12 protein-coding genes and 1 pseudogene are annotated in these 15,493 nt (G+C 66.8%); 9 read left to right on the top strand and 4 right to left on the bottom strand.

All coding sequences use genetic code 11. From position 1 onward, the window contains the following. The first annotated feature begins 130 nt into the window (after window positions 1–130). Both ribB and IE243_RS01615 read left to right on the top strand, forming a co-directional pair. Window positions 131–1,213 carry a 3,4-dihydroxy-2-butanone-4-phosphate synthase gene (gene ribB / locus IE243_RS01620; RefSeq protein WP_191317580.1) on the top strand — a complete coding sequence of 361 codons (1,083 nt, stop codon included), beginning with the start codon at window positions 131–133 and terminating at the stop codon, window positions 1,211–1,213. A 233-nt stretch (window positions 1,214–1,446) separates the two neighbouring features. Next, the gene (locus tag IE243_RS01615) at window positions 1,447–2,625 is read left to right on the top strand and encodes an ROK family protein (RefSeq protein WP_191317579.1); all 1,179 of its coding nucleotides are present in this window, start codon (window positions 1,447–1,449) and stop codon (window positions 2,623–2,625) included. Between the two features lie 213 nt (window positions 2,626–2,838). Here IE243_RS01615 and IE243_RS01610 read toward each other — a convergent pair. Together IE243_RS01610 and IE243_RS01605 are read right to left on the bottom strand one after the other, a co-directional pair. Beyond that, window positions 2,839–3,486: pseudogene (locus tag IE243_RS01610) on the bottom strand (FMN-binding negative transcriptional regulator). 375 nt (window positions 3,487–3,861) lie between these two features. Next, window positions 3,862–4,794: a histone deacetylase family protein gene (locus tag IE243_RS01605; RefSeq protein WP_191317578.1), complete on the bottom strand. Its 933-nt coding sequence runs from the start codon at window positions 4,792–4,794 to the stop codon at window positions 3,862–3,864. Between the two features lie 207 nt (window positions 4,795–5,001). Here IE243_RS01605 and IE243_RS01600 point away from each other — a divergent pair, with 207 nt between their 5' ends. After that, window positions 5,002–5,589 (top strand): L,D-transpeptidase, encoded by a 588-nt coding sequence (locus tag IE243_RS01600; RefSeq protein ID WP_191317577.1) that lies wholly within the window; start codon window positions 5,002–5,004, stop codon window positions 5,587–5,589. A gap of 99 nt (window positions 5,590–5,688) precedes the next feature. Here the strand turns inward: IE243_RS01600 and IE243_RS01595 are convergent, their stop codons facing one another. Together IE243_RS01595 and IE243_RS01590 are read right to left on the bottom strand one after the other, a co-directional pair. Then, entirely contained in the window at window positions 5,689–6,384 is a 696-nt protein-coding gene (locus IE243_RS01595) for a hypothetical protein (protein WP_191317576.1), read from the bottom strand. Window positions 6,385–6,496: 112 nt separating this feature from the next. Beyond that, window positions 6,497–7,831 carry a dihydroorotase gene (locus tag IE243_RS01590; protein ID WP_191317575.1) on the bottom strand — a complete coding sequence of 445 codons (1,335 nt, stop codon included), beginning with the start codon at window positions 7,829–7,831 and terminating at the stop codon, window positions 6,497–6,499. A gap of 236 nt (window positions 7,832–8,067) precedes the next feature. Here IE243_RS01590 and ygfZ point away from each other — a divergent pair, with 236 nt between their 5' ends. The 6 genes from ygfZ to IE243_RS01560 form a co-directional block, all read left to right on the top strand. Further along, a complete protein-coding gene (ygfZ, locus tag IE243_RS01585; RefSeq protein ID WP_191317574.1) occupies window positions 8,068–8,958 on the top strand; it encodes a CAF17-like 4Fe-4S cluster assembly/insertion protein YgfZ in 891 nt (296 codons plus the stop codon). Between the two features lie 88 nt (window positions 8,959–9,046). Next, the gene (locus IE243_RS01580; RefSeq protein ID WP_373301531.1) at window positions 9,047–9,721 is read left to right on the top strand and encodes a DNA-3-methyladenine glycosylase I; all 675 of its coding nucleotides are present in this window, start codon (window positions 9,047–9,049) and stop codon (window positions 9,719–9,721) included. A gap of 344 nt (window positions 9,722–10,065) precedes the next feature. Next, window positions 10,066–10,686, top strand: a complete 621-nt coding sequence (locus IE243_RS01575; RefSeq protein ID WP_191317906.1) for an HD domain-containing protein — start codon at window positions 10,066–10,068, stop codon at window positions 10,684–10,686. A gap of 585 nt (window positions 10,687–11,271) precedes the next feature. Continuing rightward, window positions 11,272–14,082: a DUF2339 domain-containing protein gene (locus IE243_RS01570; RefSeq protein WP_191317573.1), complete on the top strand. Its 2,811-nt coding sequence runs from the start codon at window positions 11,272–11,274 to the stop codon at window positions 14,080–14,082. Window positions 14,083–14,121: 39 nt separating this feature from the next. Next, window positions 14,122–14,400: an exodeoxyribonuclease VII small subunit gene (locus IE243_RS01565; protein WP_191317572.1), complete on the top strand. Its 279-nt coding sequence runs from the start codon at window positions 14,122–14,124 to the stop codon at window positions 14,398–14,400. A gap of 156 nt (window positions 14,401–14,556) precedes the next feature. Beyond that, window positions 14,557–15,493: 1-deoxy-D-xylulose-5-phosphate synthase N-terminal domain-containing protein (locus tag IE243_RS01560; protein WP_244642608.1), on the top strand; the 937-nt coding region annotated here is incomplete at its 3' end.

Genomic DNA, 15,493 nt, shown 5'->3' with positions numbered 1-15,493 from the left:
GGCGCCGCTTTTTCGTGAAAAAATGCGTCCGATCAAGGCGGCGGCGCAACATCCGGTCCAGGGTGAACGGATGTTGCCCTGGCGCAGAACCAGCAAGACGGCCACTCGAAAACGTCCGGACGGAAACCCCATGTCGCATAACGTCAACGAAGCCATCGAAGCCATCGCCCGCGGCGAGATCATCATCGTCACCGATGACGACGACCGCGAGAACGAAGGCGACCTGATCTGCGCCGCCTCCCTGTGCACCACGGAGAAGATGGCGTTCATCATCCGCAACACCTGCGGCATCGTCTGCGCCCCGACATCTCGCGAGGAAGCCCAGCGCCTGCGGCTTGATCCGATGGTCGCCGCCAACGATGCGCCGCTCGGCACCGCCTTCACGGTCACCGTGGACGTGCGCCACGGCCTCACCACCGGCATTTCCGCCGAGCAACGCGCCAACACCGTGCGCGCCCTGGCCAACGGCAATATGGGGCCGGACGATTTCGTCCGCCCGGGCCACGTTTTTCCGCTGATCGCCCGTGACGGCGGCGTGCTGATGCGCTCCGGCCATACGGAAGCGGCGGTGGACCTGTGCCGCCTCGCCGGCTTGCCGCCAGTCGGCGTGATCTGCGAACTGGCCAACGACGACGGCACGGTGATGAAGGGCGAGCAGATCGACGCCTTTGCCGCCACGCACAATCTGAAGCGCATCTCGGTGGCCGATCTGATCGCCTTCCGCCGCTCCCGCGAGAAGCTGGTGGAGCGCGTGGGAACGTTTCCGGTGCACACCCGGCATGGCGACCTCACCGGCTACGCTTACGAAACCAACCTCGACACCGTGCAGCACTTCGCCTTCGTCATGGGCCCCATCGGCAATGGCGAAGCGGTGCCAGCCCGCCTGCACCGCGCCGACGTGGTGGCTGACCTGTTCGGCCCTTCCGCCGTCGATCAGGCCCTGGCCCGGTTTGCCCGCGACGGTCGCGGCGTGCTGATCTATCTGCGCGACGGCTCCGCCGGCGTGCCCCTGCACCGCCAGGATGAGGACAAGCACCCGGTCAGCGCCGAGGAAAGCCGCGTGCGCGAATGGCGCGAGATCGGCCTCGGGGCGCAAATCCTGCGCGACCTCGGCGTCTCGTCGATCGTCAATCTGTCGTCAACGCCGCGCGCCTTTGTCGGTCTCGCCGGCTTCGGCATCGAGATTGTCCGCACCGAGCCGGTTGACGGCTGAGCGCCGGGCAAACCCGGTTCATTCCGAACCTGCGGCTTCCCTCTCGTTGACGCGCTATCCCTGCAGCCAGGCGGCCATCCGCCTGGCTGCAGAACCTCCGATCCCCTGACCCGGCGGAACGAAAACCGGCTCCCGGTGGTTTTCCTGACTGGCGAGGTCTGAACGGCGTAACGCGCTTCAGGCCTGTTCAGCAGACGCTGGACGCGATGATCGCGTCCCAAACCGGGGGATAAATGGCCAGATCCGCGTCATCCAGATCGGGCAAGAAATCTGCGTCCGGAAAATCCGGAAAGACCGCGTCGACAGCAACCGGCAAGGGCCGGAAGCCCGTGGCGAATGGCGACGACCAGCAGCCCGCCGGCGGCATCGCCGCCCACGGCGCGGGACGGCTGTCCTCGGTCCTGGTCGACAGCTACAACCTGGAAGTTCGCGACAGGGAAGGCTTTGTCGGCGACCGCGCCAGCGGCCGGGCGTTTCGCGCCACGCTCGATGAAATCCGCAAGGCGCTGCGCCAGAACGACCGCGACGGCGATCCCCTCGGCGACGACCCCAGTTCGGACATCAGCAAATCCACCCTCGACCGGCTTCTCACCAAAGGCGATCTGGAAGCGGCGGGCGTCGTGCTTGGAGCCATCGAGCATTTTGCCGGCGAACTGGCGCATGTGGCGCGGCGCTTCCTCAACGACCCGGCCTGGAAGGGCACGGAGCGGATCGTCGTCGGCGGCGGCCTGAAACAGAGCCGCGTGGGCGAACTCGCCGTGGGCCGGGCCATGGTGCTGCTGAAAAGCCAGGGCGTCGACATCGACATGGAGATGATCCGCCATCACCCGGACGAAGCCGGGCTGATCGGCTGCGCCCATCTGGCCCCGGCGTGGATCTACGAAGGCCGCGACGCCATTCTGGCCGTGGATGTTGGCGGCTCCAACATCCGCTGCGGTGTGATCGACGTAAACCTGAAGAAGAAAAAGGATCTGTCGAAGGCCCGGGTCTGGAAATCCACCCTCTGGCGCCATCGCGACGACGATCCGAAGCGCGATGAGGCGGTAGCCCGCCTCACCGACATGCTGGCGGAGCTGATCGCCATGTCAGACAGCGACGGCCGCCGCCTGTGTCCGCTGATCGGCGTTGGCGTTCCGGGCGTCATCGGCCCCGACGGCGCCATCGCCCGCGGCGGCCAGAACCTGCCAGGAAACTGGGAAAGTTCGCGCTTCAATCTGGCCGATTGCCTGCGCGCGGCCATCCCGGAAATCGGCGGACATGAGACCGCGGTGGTCATCCACAACGACGCCGTCGTGCAGGGCCTGAGCCAGGCCCCGTTCATGCAGGACGTGACCCACTGGGGCGTGCTGACCATCGGCACCGGCCTCGGCAACGCCCGCTTCACCAACCGCGCGAAGCTGGAAGACGGATAGCCCTGAAAGATGGTTGGTCCTTGCGCCTGGTCGCGCAGATGCTGACGCGCCAGGGGCGTGGCAACGGAAGCTGTCCCAGAGAGTTCTCCAGAAGCCTGCCAGACTATGGATAAAAGCTTCGTGGACAATTTGGCGCGCGTGTCCCTGCAACAACCCCCGTGCGCTGCTCCGGCTTCATTCAGAGCCGACGCCCGGGCTCATAGAGCTTGAGGGCTACGGCTTGCCCTCGCCCGCGACAATGGCGGCGACCACGCGGTCGCCAGGGCGCGCGCCCTGTGAGAGCCCGGCGACGACGCCAGCCCGGTCTTCGGCGCTGCGGTTCTGGCTCATCTTTGATTTCGCGTCGATGCGGGTGATGCGCAGCCGCACGCCGACAATGCCGCGCAATTGCGCCGCCACAAAAGGCTCTGGCGCATCGCTCACCCGCCATGTCTCCATGCCCGCTTCAGCCCGCTCAGCCTCATGCAGGTCGGTCAATCGCGTCACCGCCGCGCGCAGGGCGTCCGGATCGTCGAAAAACGTCGCCTCGCCATAGACATGCACCGCCTGGTAGTTCCAGGTGGGAACCACCTTGCCGGCCTACTGCTTCGACGGATACCAAGACGGCGTCACATAGGCGTCGGGTCCGGTGAAAATCGCCAGCGCCTCGCCGACAGGCGGGCGCTTCCACTGGTCGTTGGCGCGCGACAGATGGCCGAGCAGCGTCGCCTCGCCGCCCTCAGGCGCATCAAGGATCATCGGCAGCGGCGTTGCCGCCAGCCCATCCGGGGTCGCCGTCACCAGCGTGCACAGGCGCGCCGCCCGGATGAACTGGTGCGCCCAAGCTGGATCATCCTGACGGAAAGCCGGCGGCGTATACATACGGGCCTCCTGCGAAACGGAAACAGAGCGATTTTCTCGCGGCGCAGACGCCACTGCGCGTGAACGACAGCGCGTGGCCCGCCAACGGACCGCGTCGAACCAGACAGGTCGAACGCCTCAAGCGCAGCAGGCCGCCGGAGGCATCCTGGAGCCGAATCCGTTCATCCTGAACCAGATTTCGCCCTGACTTTTTGAATGGCCACGCCTTTCCAGGTGTTCCGGCATTCGCTCCACCGCCCTGTATCGCGGCATGCGAGTGTCGGACACAGACCACTGGAGCAGTTTTCGATCAATCTGGATCGCAAACTGCTCCAGTTCACTTTGTTTGGAGCGAATTCTGATCGACCCGCCGATTCCGGCTGATCGGAAAGCCCTCTAGCCAGCCATTAGCGCCTCGACATGCGCCGCGGTCGAACGTTGCAGCGCCTCCAGGTCATAGCCGCCCTCCAGCACCGAAACCACGCGGCGCTTGCTGCGCCGGTCGGCCAGATCGAGCAGGCGTCGCGTCGCCCAGGCGAAGTCATTCTCGGTGAGATTGATATTGGCCAGCGGATCGCGCCAGTGGGCGTCGAAGCCCGCCGAGATGATCACCAGATCGGGTTTGAACGAGTCGACGCGCGGCAGCGCCATCAGGTCGAAAATCTCGCGATAGGTGCGGCCGTTGGTTCCCGGCGTCAGCGGGATATTGACGATATTGCCGTGCTCGCCGCGCTCGCCCATGTCGCCCGTGTGGGGGAACAGCGGCGCCTCGTGCGTCGAGCAGTACAGCACGGCCGGGTCGTCCCAGAAGATATTCTGGGTGCCGTTGCCGTGGTGGACGTCCCAATCAACGATGGCCACCCGCTCCAGTCCATGCGCCTCGATGGCGTGCCGGGCGGCGATGGCGGCGTTGTTGAAGAAGCAGAACCCCATGGCGCGATCGCGCTCGGCGTGGTGCCCCGGAGGCCGCGTGGCGACAAAAGCGTTGGTCGCCTGCCCGCCCAGCACTTCGTCCACCGCCCGCACGGCGCCGCCGACGCCGCGCAACGCCGCCTCCCACGTGCCCATGCTCATGGTGGTGTCGCCATCGACTTCGACCAGGCGGTTGTCGGTGGGAGCCAGCGCGCGCAGTTGCTCTACATATTGCCGGCCATGACAACGCAGAACGTCTGCCTCCGTGCCCAGCGGCGCCGGCTCCCGCGCCAGCAGCGCGAATTTCTCGTCTTCCAGCGCCCGTTCAACGGCGCGCAGGCGATCGGGGCATTCGGGGTGGCCAGGAAACGTCTCATGCAGGAGACAGGCAGGATGCGACAGAAAGAGCGTCGTCAATGGAGGGCCCTGTAAAACATATATGAAGCGGCAGTCTTGCAAGCTGGCGCCGGCTTGTCCATGGCGCATGCCAGAGCAGGCATACTCTCATTTGGTTGAGCCTGCTGATCATTGTACCGCGAACGCCGGTCGGATATCGCTGACATTCGTTGATTTGCATGACGATTCGCGGCCCGGCTGGCGCCGCCGCCGGCTCAGGGACTGACAATGCCGTATCTTTCAAGGGTCGTTATAGCGGCCGCGACCGCAATTTTGCTCGCCGGCTGCTACACGGCGACGCCTGACCCGGAGGTTTCCAGCCGCGACGCCGAATGGCTGGCGCAAGTTCCGAAAGCCGAACAGGACCCGATCTACGCCCGTTACATGATGAAGGACGACACTGGCGAAGAGCCGGGAACCATCATCGTCGACACCAAAGCGCGCCAGCTCTACTACGTGCTGCCGGGCGGCAAGATGATGCGTTACGGCGTCGCCGTCGGCAATGAAGCCTTTGGCTGGACGGGAACCGCCGTGGTGCAGCGCAAGGCGGAATGGCCGGACTGGCATCCGCCGGCGGAAATGAAGCAGCGTTGGCCGCATGTGCGCGACACGAAGGGCGGCCCCGGCAATCCGCTGGGCGCGCGGGCGCTGTATCTTTATCAGAACGGCAAGGACACCTTGTACCGCATCCACGGCACCAATGAGCCAGAGAAGATCGGCCGGGCCGAATCGTCCGGCTGCATCCGCATGCGTAATATCGACGTTATTGATCTGTACAATCGCGTGCAGTCCGGGGCGAAGGTGATCGTCAAGTAGCATCGGGCCAGGCAATACAGAACCAGGCGTTCTGACAGGGTGTCCCGGCGGGGGACGGCAAGACGGGCCTCGCTCCGGCGATCCGGAGTGACGGCGTCACTACGCCAAAAGCCCCCTCGCCATTGCCCCCATGCCCTCGTCTACCTCAATGCGGAAAGCCGATCGCGGCAGGGAGGCGACGCTGCCTGCGGACGGGATTGAACCGGACCGGCGCACGCGGCCTTCAACCATGCGGACATCCCGCTCAAAGCCCGCCGGCGATCTGACGCCGCCACCCAGCCCATTCAACCGCCGCAACGCGTCATTGGCGCCCCGCATGGCGCCATGCAGCCCCGCCAGTTCTTCGGCACTCAGCGCCGGCATGAATCCGGCGGACATGAATCCGGCGGACTGTCCGCCAGCGCCCAGGGCGGCGGTAACGCCGGCAGGTTGCGCGAATTGGGCGCACAAGTCCTGGAAGGCAGCCCACTCATTGGGATCTGCAAGCACCCTCACCTCTCGTGGAACTTCCCGGTTCCAGGCCACAATGTCCCCAGGGCGCGTGCGGCCCTGGCTGAAATGCGCCTTCAGTTCGCCCTGCACGTCGCGATAGCCAGCATGCCGCGCGACAGGCAGATCCGGCGGCTCCGGCGGCGGCTCCCCCGCATAACTGGGATTGCCAACCGAACGCGGCCGCCGCGCCTGCGGGAGTGCCTGACCGCCGCCGCCGCCCCCCCAGAGCATGAACGCCAGCAAGGCCAGCACAGCGCCGTTCCCCTGCTGCGAATTCTGTTGCTGGTCAGATGAACCGCCCATCGCCCGCTCCATTCCCGTACGCCGCCACAATGACAGACGGCGCCGGGCCGGGCAGCAACTCGCGCAGGCCGCGCGGCCTCACTGGCGTGCGGCGTGTGACGGCGCCTGCCTGTCAGTGCGGCAGCGCCTGGGTGAAGCGCACCGTCTCGCCCTGGGACGGCGTCGTCAGATCGCCCTCCCACATCACCACATGGCCGCGCACCACCGTGCCCACGGGCCAGCCCGTGACGGAAACGCCGTCATAGGGCGTCCAGGCGCAGCGCGAGGCAATCCAGCCGTTGCGGATGGTTTCCGTGCGCTTCAGGTCGACGACGGTGAAATCCGCATCATAGCCGACGGCGATGCGCCCCTTGCGGGCGACGCCAAACAGCCGGGCCGGGCCGGCGCTGGTCATGTCGACGAAGCGCGCCAGGGTCATGCGTCCCGCGGCGACATGGTTGAGCATGGTCGGAACCAGCGTCTGCACCCCGGTCATGCCCGAGGGGGAATCCGGATAGGCCTTCGCCTTTTCTTCAAGCGTATGGGGGGCGTGGTCGGAGCCGAGGATGTCGGCCACGCCCTGGGCCACGCCCTCCCAGATGCCGGCGCGGTGGGCGCCGTCGCGCACCGGCGGGTTCATCTGCACCAGGGTTCCCAGCTTTTCGTAGGCTTCCGGTCCGGCCAGCGTCAGGTGATGCGGCGTCACCTCGCACGAGGCGACGTCCTTGCAACCGGCGAGAAACCGCATCTCATCAGCGGTCGAAATGTGCAGCACGTGGATCGCCGCGCCCTCATTGCGGGCTATGCGCACCAGCCGCCTGGTGCAACGCAACGCCACTTCGGCCGAGCGCCACACCGGATGACTCGACGGATCGCCCGGGACGCGCAGGTCCTTGCGCTCGCGCAGCATCATCTCGTCCTCGGAGTGGAAGGCGGCGCGGCGGCGCGTCTGGCGCAGGATGCGGCCAACCCCCTCATCGTCCTCCACCAGCAGATCGCCGGTGGACGAGCCCATGAACACCTTGATGCCGGCGGCGCCGGGCAGACGCTCCAGTTCCGGAATGTCGGCGGCGTTATCGTGCGTGCCGCCGACCCAGAAGGCGAAATCACAGTGCATGCGGTGATGGCCGCGTCGCACCTTGTCGGCCAGCGCCTCCGCCGTCACCGTCTGCGGATTGGTGTTCGGCATCTCGAACACCGCCGTGACGCCGCCCATGACAGCGGCGCGCGAACCCGTTTCCAGGTCTTCCTTGTGGTCGAGCCCCGGCTCACGGAAGTGCACCTGGGTGTCGATGACCCCAGGCAGAATCGTCAGGCCACGGCAATCAATGACGCGCCCGGCCCGCGACGGGTCAACCGAGCCGATATGCACGATGCGGCCGTCGCGCACCGCGACGTCGCGCACGCCCTCGCCATCCTGGTTGACGACATTGCCGCCCGCGAGAACGAGATCGTAAATATCGGCCATCAGCCTTGCTCTCCTGCCTGCGTCGTGTCCGCCCATTCCGGAACCATACCATTCCGGTATGTTGGAACCGGCGCAAGGTGGGATTATGTCAGCCTGCACAGGCGCGCAAGCGCCGCTCACGCAGCGCCGAATCCGTCCTGGCTGAAGCGGATTTTCGCTATACGTCTTTGAATTAACGCGTTTTCCAGACGAGAAGCGGCGCCCGCCTCCCTGGAAAACGCTCCAGGAGAACGCCGATGCCGGTCGCCCATCTGTCAGATCGCGGAGTCGTTTCCGTTACAGGCGCCGACGCAGCCGGCCTGCTGCAGGGCCTGGTGACCTGCGATATCGACCATCTGCAGCCCGGCGACGCCAGCCTGGGCGCGCTGCTGACGCCTCAGGGCAAGATCCTGTTCGACTTTCTCGTCGTGCACGCCCCGGCGGGAAGCCTGCCCGGGCTGGACGAGGGCGGCTTCCTGTTCGATGTCGCGGCCGCCAGCGCCGCCGACCTGGCCAAACGGCTGAATTTCTACAAGCTCCGCGCCAAAGTGGTTGTCGCCGATCGTAGCGGCGATTTCGCCATCGCCGTGCGCTGGAGCGACGACGGCCCGCAACTGCCAGGCCTTGACTGGACGGATCCCCGCCTCGCCGCCCTCGGCCAGCGCGCCATCGCGCCGGCCGCGGCCATGGCCGGGATCGCGGACGTCGACGCGAATACGGCCCATATGGCGGCGTGGCGCGCCCACCGCATCGCCCTGGCCGTGCCCGAAGGCGGCGCGGACTATGCCTGTGGCGAGGTGTTCCCGCACGAGGCTGATCTCGACCAGCTCGGCGGCGTCGCCTTCGACAAGGGCTGCTATGTCGGCCAGGAGGTGGTGTCGCGCATGCACCACCGCGGCACGGCCCGCACCCGCATGGTCGCGGCCCGCCTGGAAGAAGCCGCCGCCGTCAGCCAGGGCGACGACATCATGGCCGGCGAAAAACGCATCGGCGACATTCGCGCCCGCGCCGGAGCCGGCGCCATCGCCATGGTGCGGCTCGACCGTTACGCCGACGCCCTGGCCGACAATGTAACGCCCACCGTCGGCGGCGCGCCTGTGGCCCTGACAAGGCCAACCTGGGCCAGCTTCGACATGGCCGGGGACTGAGCAGCGGAAGCGAGGCGTCGGGCCTTGCATTTGTTCCTTATATGTTCTTCAATGGCGGACGATAACTTCTGATGCAAGGGAATGGATCGTGGCGGAAACCGGCGAAGCCTCCACCGGCAATGATCTGATCATCCACGGCGACGGCCGCGCCCGTTGCTGGTGGCCCGGAACCGATCCGCTTTACGTTGCTTACCACGATGAGGAATGGGGCGTGCCGGAGCACGACGACCGCGCCCTGTTTGAAAAGCTGATTCTCGACGGTTTCCAGGCTGGCCTGTCGTGGATCACCATCCTGCGCAAGCGCGACGGTTTCCGCAGCGCCTTCGCCAGTTTCGAGCCGGAGGCCATCGCCCGTTTTGACGACGACGACGTGGCCCGGTTGATGAACGATGCGGGCATCGTGCGCAATCGCGCCAAGATCGCTGGAACCATCGCCAGCGCCCGCGTCTGGCTCGACATTCAGGAACGTCAGGGCTTTTCACAATTCTTGTGGGATTTTGTCGATGGCGTTCCGGTGCAGAACGGCCTGCGCTCCCGCGCCGATGCGCCAACGGAAAGCGAGGCCTCCCGGCGCATGTCGAAAGAGCTGAAGGCGCGCGGTTTCAAGTTCTGCGGCCCCACCATCACCTACGCCTTCATGCAGGCGGTGGGCATGGTCAACGACCATCTGGTGGATTGTTACCGCCACGGCGAATGCGCCGCCTGCGCTGGAAACGCCAGTGCAGGATCACTGCGTTGCGACAGCGGCGTGGCGTCCGCTTGAAGCATTCCCGGCGGAACGGACGACGCCTGAAATGAAATAGTGCGTTATTTCAAAAAGATAGAGCAAATCCCCGGTTCAGCATGACGGATTTTGCTCTGGCCGGATCCGGGCAAGCGCGTCGGGCTCCGCGCCGGAACGCGCATGCGCCCAAACACGCCAGATCCGGGAAAATGCCGGTTCGGCATGAATGGGCTTTACATGAATGGGCTTTACCTGGCCTCCGGCCACACGGCCGTCGTCTTGATGATTTTCCAGCGCTGGCAAATTTGTCCAGGAAAAGCTGCTCAGGAACACCGCCCTTGACGCGCAAACACACTCCGGCTCCCTCACGCGCTTGGCAACGCATGCTGTCCGGTCGCCGGCTCGATCTGCTCGATCCGTCGCCGCTGGATATCGAGATCGCCGACATCGCCCACGGCCTGGCCAGGGTGGCGCGCTGGAATGGTCAAACCCTGGGGCCGGCGATTTTTTCAGTCGCCCAGCATTGCGTGTTCGTCGAGGCCATCGCCGCCGACCTGCACCCACACCTGTCGCGCAAGGGCCGGCTGACGGTGCTGCTGCATGACGCGCCGGAATATGTCATCGGCGATATGATCTCGCCGTTCAAGGCCGTGCTCGGCGACGACTATGGCCGGGTCGAACTACGGCTTCAGGAGGCGGTGCATCGCCGCTTCGGCCTGCCAGCGCGGACCGCGCCGCTGATCCATCGCATCGTCAAACAGGCTGACCGCCAGTCGGCCTGGCATGAAGCGGTCCGGCTGGCGGGCTTCGACGCGGAGGAAGCCAGCGCCCTGTTCGGCCCGCCGCTACCCCTGTCCTTCGCCATCGACGATTTTCTCGCCCCGTGGAGCGCCGACGACGCCAGCCAGCGCTTTCTGCAACGTTTTGGCGGCCTGTGCGAGGCGGCGGCCCTGGCCGAAGTTCACGACGCCGACCAACCGGACAGTGCCCGCGCCACGCCATGAAAGCGCATATATTCAATGGGATAGTGGAAAATCCCGATTCATTTCCCAAGGGGACGCCCTGGCCTGCCAGGCTCCCCGGACGAATTCGCAGTTTTCCCAGACGCAACCGGGCCATGGGCGACAGAACCCGGACGACGTTTTCCCGCCGCCGCCAATGACTTGTCGGCGAACAGCGATTCTGAATCAGAACATGAGGGATTGCGCGCAAATGGGTCGCGCCTGATCCGGCGCGACGCTCCATCGCTATGAAGAACCTGGACCGGAGTGAGTAAAATATCGCCAATGCACCCCGGAACCTGGCGGCCTGCCCTTGTATGCTGCGGGTCGCGCCCCCTGACCATTTTGTGAGCGGGCGGCGCCAGCAAGGCGCCGGGCGACGGGGGCGGGCAACAGGATCGCGCAAAAACCCCGCATCACCAACGTCATAGCCGCCCCGGCTGAATCAGGTTTTCCGCCGGATCGCCACCAAACCCCGCCGCCGTCACGGAACGGACGCCAAACGCCCGCCCGCCAGATTTCACAATCCAGGCCATTTGCGGATAAGAAATCCCCCAAACCGACAGATGACCGCGAAGGGAAACAATCTTGGACAGCGAACTGACACTTCTCGTCCTGCTCGTATTGTCCATTCCGGTCATTGCCATTGTCGCTCTGGCCCTGAGCATCGGCGCCCGCAACCGCGCCTCCCTGCTGGAAGCCCGGGTGATGCGGCTTGAGCAGACCATCACCCAGCTCAGGGCCGCGCCCGAAACCACCGCAGCCCGGGCCGCCCCGCAACAGACGCCCACCGCGCCGCCCGCTGAAGCCCTCCCAACCCCAGGCGCCGCCAGCCTCCAGAAACCCGCCATCGATCCAGGCTCCGCTGCGCCGTCGGACGCTCCCGCCGCCGCGCCGCCAAAACCTGCGACGGCCGGCCAGAGCCAGGGCGCCGCCCCCGCATCTCCTGCATCCCGCAAGCCAAAAGGCGAAGGCCGCAGTCTCGAAGAAAAGCTGGGCGCACGCTGGAGCGTCTGGGTCGGCGCCCTTGCCCTTGCGGTCGGCGGCCTGATGCTGGTTCGCTTCAGCATCGAGGAGGGCTATTTCGGGCCTGCGGCGCGCGTGCTGCTCGGGCTGGCGCTTGGCCTTGGACTGACCGGCGCCGGCGAATGGCTGCGGCGCCGCGACCTGCGCGCCGGCCGGGCTGTGGCTGTCGCCGATCATCCCTTCGCCGCGCCCGGCGCGCCCGCCGCCCTTACCGCCGCCGGCGCCGCGACCATATTCGGCTCGGTCTACGCCGCTTACGCGCTCTACGCTTTCATCGGACCGGCGCTGGCCTTCGTCACTCTCGGCGTCGTTGCGGTGCTCGCCATGTTCAGCGCGGCGCTACAGGGCCCGGCGCTGGCCGCGCTCGGTCTGCCGGCCGCCCTCGCGGCGCCGTTGCTGGTCTCGTCGAACCAGCCCAATCACTGGGCGCTGACGCTTTATCTCGCTGTTGTGGTTAGCGCCGCCTACGCTCTTGCCCGCATCCGGCGCTGGCGCTGGCTGGCCATCGCCGCCGCTGTCGGCGCGTGGCTGTGGGGTCTGGCGCTGGTCGCCGCCGGCCATGACGCGCCGCTCGCCATCAATGCCCACGTCATCATCCAGTTGCTGCTGGCCGCCGCCGTGCTGGCGGTGGAGCCGCACTGGCGCACGCCGGACGCAGAGGCGCGGCCGGACTGGTTCGCGCTCACGGTGCTGGTCACGTTCACGGCGTTGGGCTTCGCAGCATCCGACCTGCCGCTGACGCCGGCGGCGCGCATGCTTACTGGCGGCGCCATGGCCGGCCTGCTGTTTGCTGCTGGCTGGCGCGTCGCCGCCGTGGCGCCAGCAACGGCGCTGGCCGGCGTGGCGGCCGCCGGCGCCTTGTGGAACTGGCGCGTCGTGGCGCTCGCCATGGAGGAGCCGCAAACCCTCGCCCCCGGCGGCGTCGGCTCCCATCCGATGCCGGAGAACCTGACGGTCTACCTTGGCTTCGCCATCGTCGCCGGCCTCGCCATCGCCGCCGGCGCCCTGCGCCGGCTGCTGGCCGGGCGTGAACTGCCCCTGTTCGCCGCCGCCAGCTACGCCGCCGCGGCGACGCTGACGCCGCTCGGCGTCATGACCGTGGTGTGGATGAAGATCGCCGGTTTCGCGGTCAGCATTCCTTTCGCCATTGTCGCCGCCGCTCTGGCCCTCGCCGGCGTGGCGCTAACGGCGCGGCTGCGCGCCGGGCCGGAAAGCGCATCGCCCAACTGGCGGCTTGCTGTCGGCGCCATCGCCTCCGGGGTTGTCGCCGCCGTTGCCCTGGGCCTCACCTTCGCGCTCGACAAGGGCATGCTGACCGTGGCCTTCGCCCTCGCGGCGGCGGGCGCGGCCTGGGTGGCGGCGCGGCTTGAGCTTCCCGCCCTGCGCTACGCGGTGGGCGCCCTTGGCCTGCTGATCCTCGGCCGTCTGGCCTGGAACCCGGCCATCGCCGCCCATGGCGCCATGGGAACGACGCCGGTGTTCAACTGGCTGCTCTGGGGCTATGGCGTCCCGGCCCTGGCCTTTTGGGCCGCGTCCACGTTGCTGGCGCGCCACCGCCGCGACCGGATCACCGGCCTGTGCGAAAGCCTCGCCATCATCTTCTCGGCGCTGCTCGTCCTGTTCGAGATCCGCCACGCCCTCAACGGCGGCGATCCGTTCCGCGTCGCGTCCGATCACCTCGAAACCGGACTGCTGGCCAGCAGTTCCCTGCTGTTCTCGCTGGCCCTGTCGCGCATGAACCGGCGAAGGTCCGATCCAGTCTATCGCGTCGCCAGCCTGGCGTTCATGGCCGTTTCGACGGGGCTGATCGTCATGGGCCTGTTCGTGCTCGTCAATCCGCTGTTCACGGGTGAAGTCGTGATTGGCGGCGCCCTGTTCAATTCGCTGATCCCGGCTTACCTCATCCCGGCGCTCATCGCCGGCAGCCTCGCAGCGCTGAACCGGGCCTGCTGGCCGCGCTGGCGCACCCTGGCGACCGCCGTGCTCGGCCTCGCGCTGTTCACCGCATGGGTGATGCTGGCCATCCGCCGTTATTTCCAGGGGCCCGTGCTCTCCATATGGCGGAATGCCGGCGAGGCGGAGTGGTGGTGCTACACCGCCGCCCTGCTGGTCATCGGCGTCGGCCTGCTGGCTTGGGGCCTGTTGCGCCAGCGGCGTCTGGCGCGCCTTGCATCGGCGCCCTTCATCGTCGCGGCGGTGCTCAAGGCCTTCCTGTTCGACATGGCCAATCTCGACGGCGTCTGGCGCGCCCTGTCGTTCATCGGGCTTGGCCTGGTGCTGATCGGCATCGCCCGAGCCTATCAGTTGCTGCTGTATCCCCCGTCGTCGCGCCAGGAGCGCGCCGGGGGTGCGGACGACGACGTTTCCGCGTAAAAGGGCCGTCTTTGGAAGGCGCGAAGGAAACAGGCCGAGATGACCGAACCAGTGCCCGGAAAATCCGGAGAAGCCCGCGTCAGCGACATTGCCACGCTGCCGTTCGAGGCCGCCATGTCCGAGCTGGAGGCCATCGTGCGCCGGCTGGAGGAAGGGCGGGTCGAGCTGGAGGAATCGATCGCCATCTTCGAACGCGGCGAGGCGCTGAAGCGCCATTGCGAAACGCTGCTGCGCAACGCTGAAGCCCGGATCGAGAAGATCGCGCTTGGTCCGGACGGCGCCCCAACGGGCGTGGTTCCGCTGGATCCGCAGGAATAGGACAGGAGCCGGAACGGCAGGCCCGGCCTCGGGCGGCGTGACGCCGCGTCGCGCGGGCTTTGACCTGCGGCTCGTGAAGGCTTATGTCCTGGGGGCGCGCGGGTTCCCCCGTTTCTGCAGAATCCGTAACGCGGCAAACGGTTGAAGGTATCTACTTTGGCAGTCGAGACCCCGCTCCTCGATCAAGTGCGCATCCCCGCCGACCTGCGGGCGTTCCCCGAAAGCGATCTGCCGCAGATCGCCGACGAACTGCGCGCCGAAACCATTGATGCGGTCTCGGTCACCGGCGGCCATCTTGGCGCCGGGCTTGGCGTGGTCGAGCTGACCGTCGCCCTCCATTATGTCTTCAACACGCCGGACGACCGCATTATCTGGGACGTCGGCCACCAGGCCTATCCGCACAAAATCCTGACCGGACGGCGCGACCGCATCCGCACCCTGCGCCAGGTTAATGGCCTCTCCGGCTTCACCAAACGGTCCGAGAGCGAATACGACCCCTTCGGCGCCGCCCACTCGTCCACTTCGATTTCCGCCGGCCTCGGCATGGCGGTGGCCAGCGAGCTGAAGGGCGAGCGGCGCAACGTGGTGTGCGTCATTGGCGACGGCGCCATGTCCGCCGGCATGGCCTACGAGGCCATGAACAACGCTGGCGCGCGCGGCGAGCGGCTCATTGTCATTCTCAACGACAACGACATGTCGATCGCCCCGCCGGTGGGCGCCATGTCGGCCTACCTGGCCCGGCTGGTGTCAGGGGGCGCCTACCGCTCCCTGCGCGAAATCGGCAAGCAGCTCGCCAGCAAGCTGCCGCGTTTCTTCTACCGCAACGCCCAGCGCGCCGAGGAGTACGCCCGCGGCATGCTGACCGGCGGCACCCTGTTCGAGGAATTGGGCTTCTTCTACGTCGGCCCGATCGACGGCCACAATCTGGAGCACCTGCTGCCGGTGCTGAAGAATGTGCGTGACGCCGAAAATGGCCCGATCCTGGTGCATGTGGTGACCCAGAAGGGCAAGGGCTACGCTCCGGCTGAAGCCTCCGCCGACAAATATCACGGCGTCGTCACCTTCGACGTGGTCACCGGCGCCCAGAGCAAAC

This window comes from Camelimonas fluminis (genome assembly GCF_014656355.1).
Classification (GTDB): domain Bacteria; phylum Pseudomonadota; class Alphaproteobacteria; order Rhizobiales; family Beijerinckiaceae; genus Camelimonas; species Camelimonas fluminis.
The sequence above is the reverse complement of the archived record's forward strand: the minus strand, read 5'-3'. Positions and strand labels throughout refer to the sequence as shown.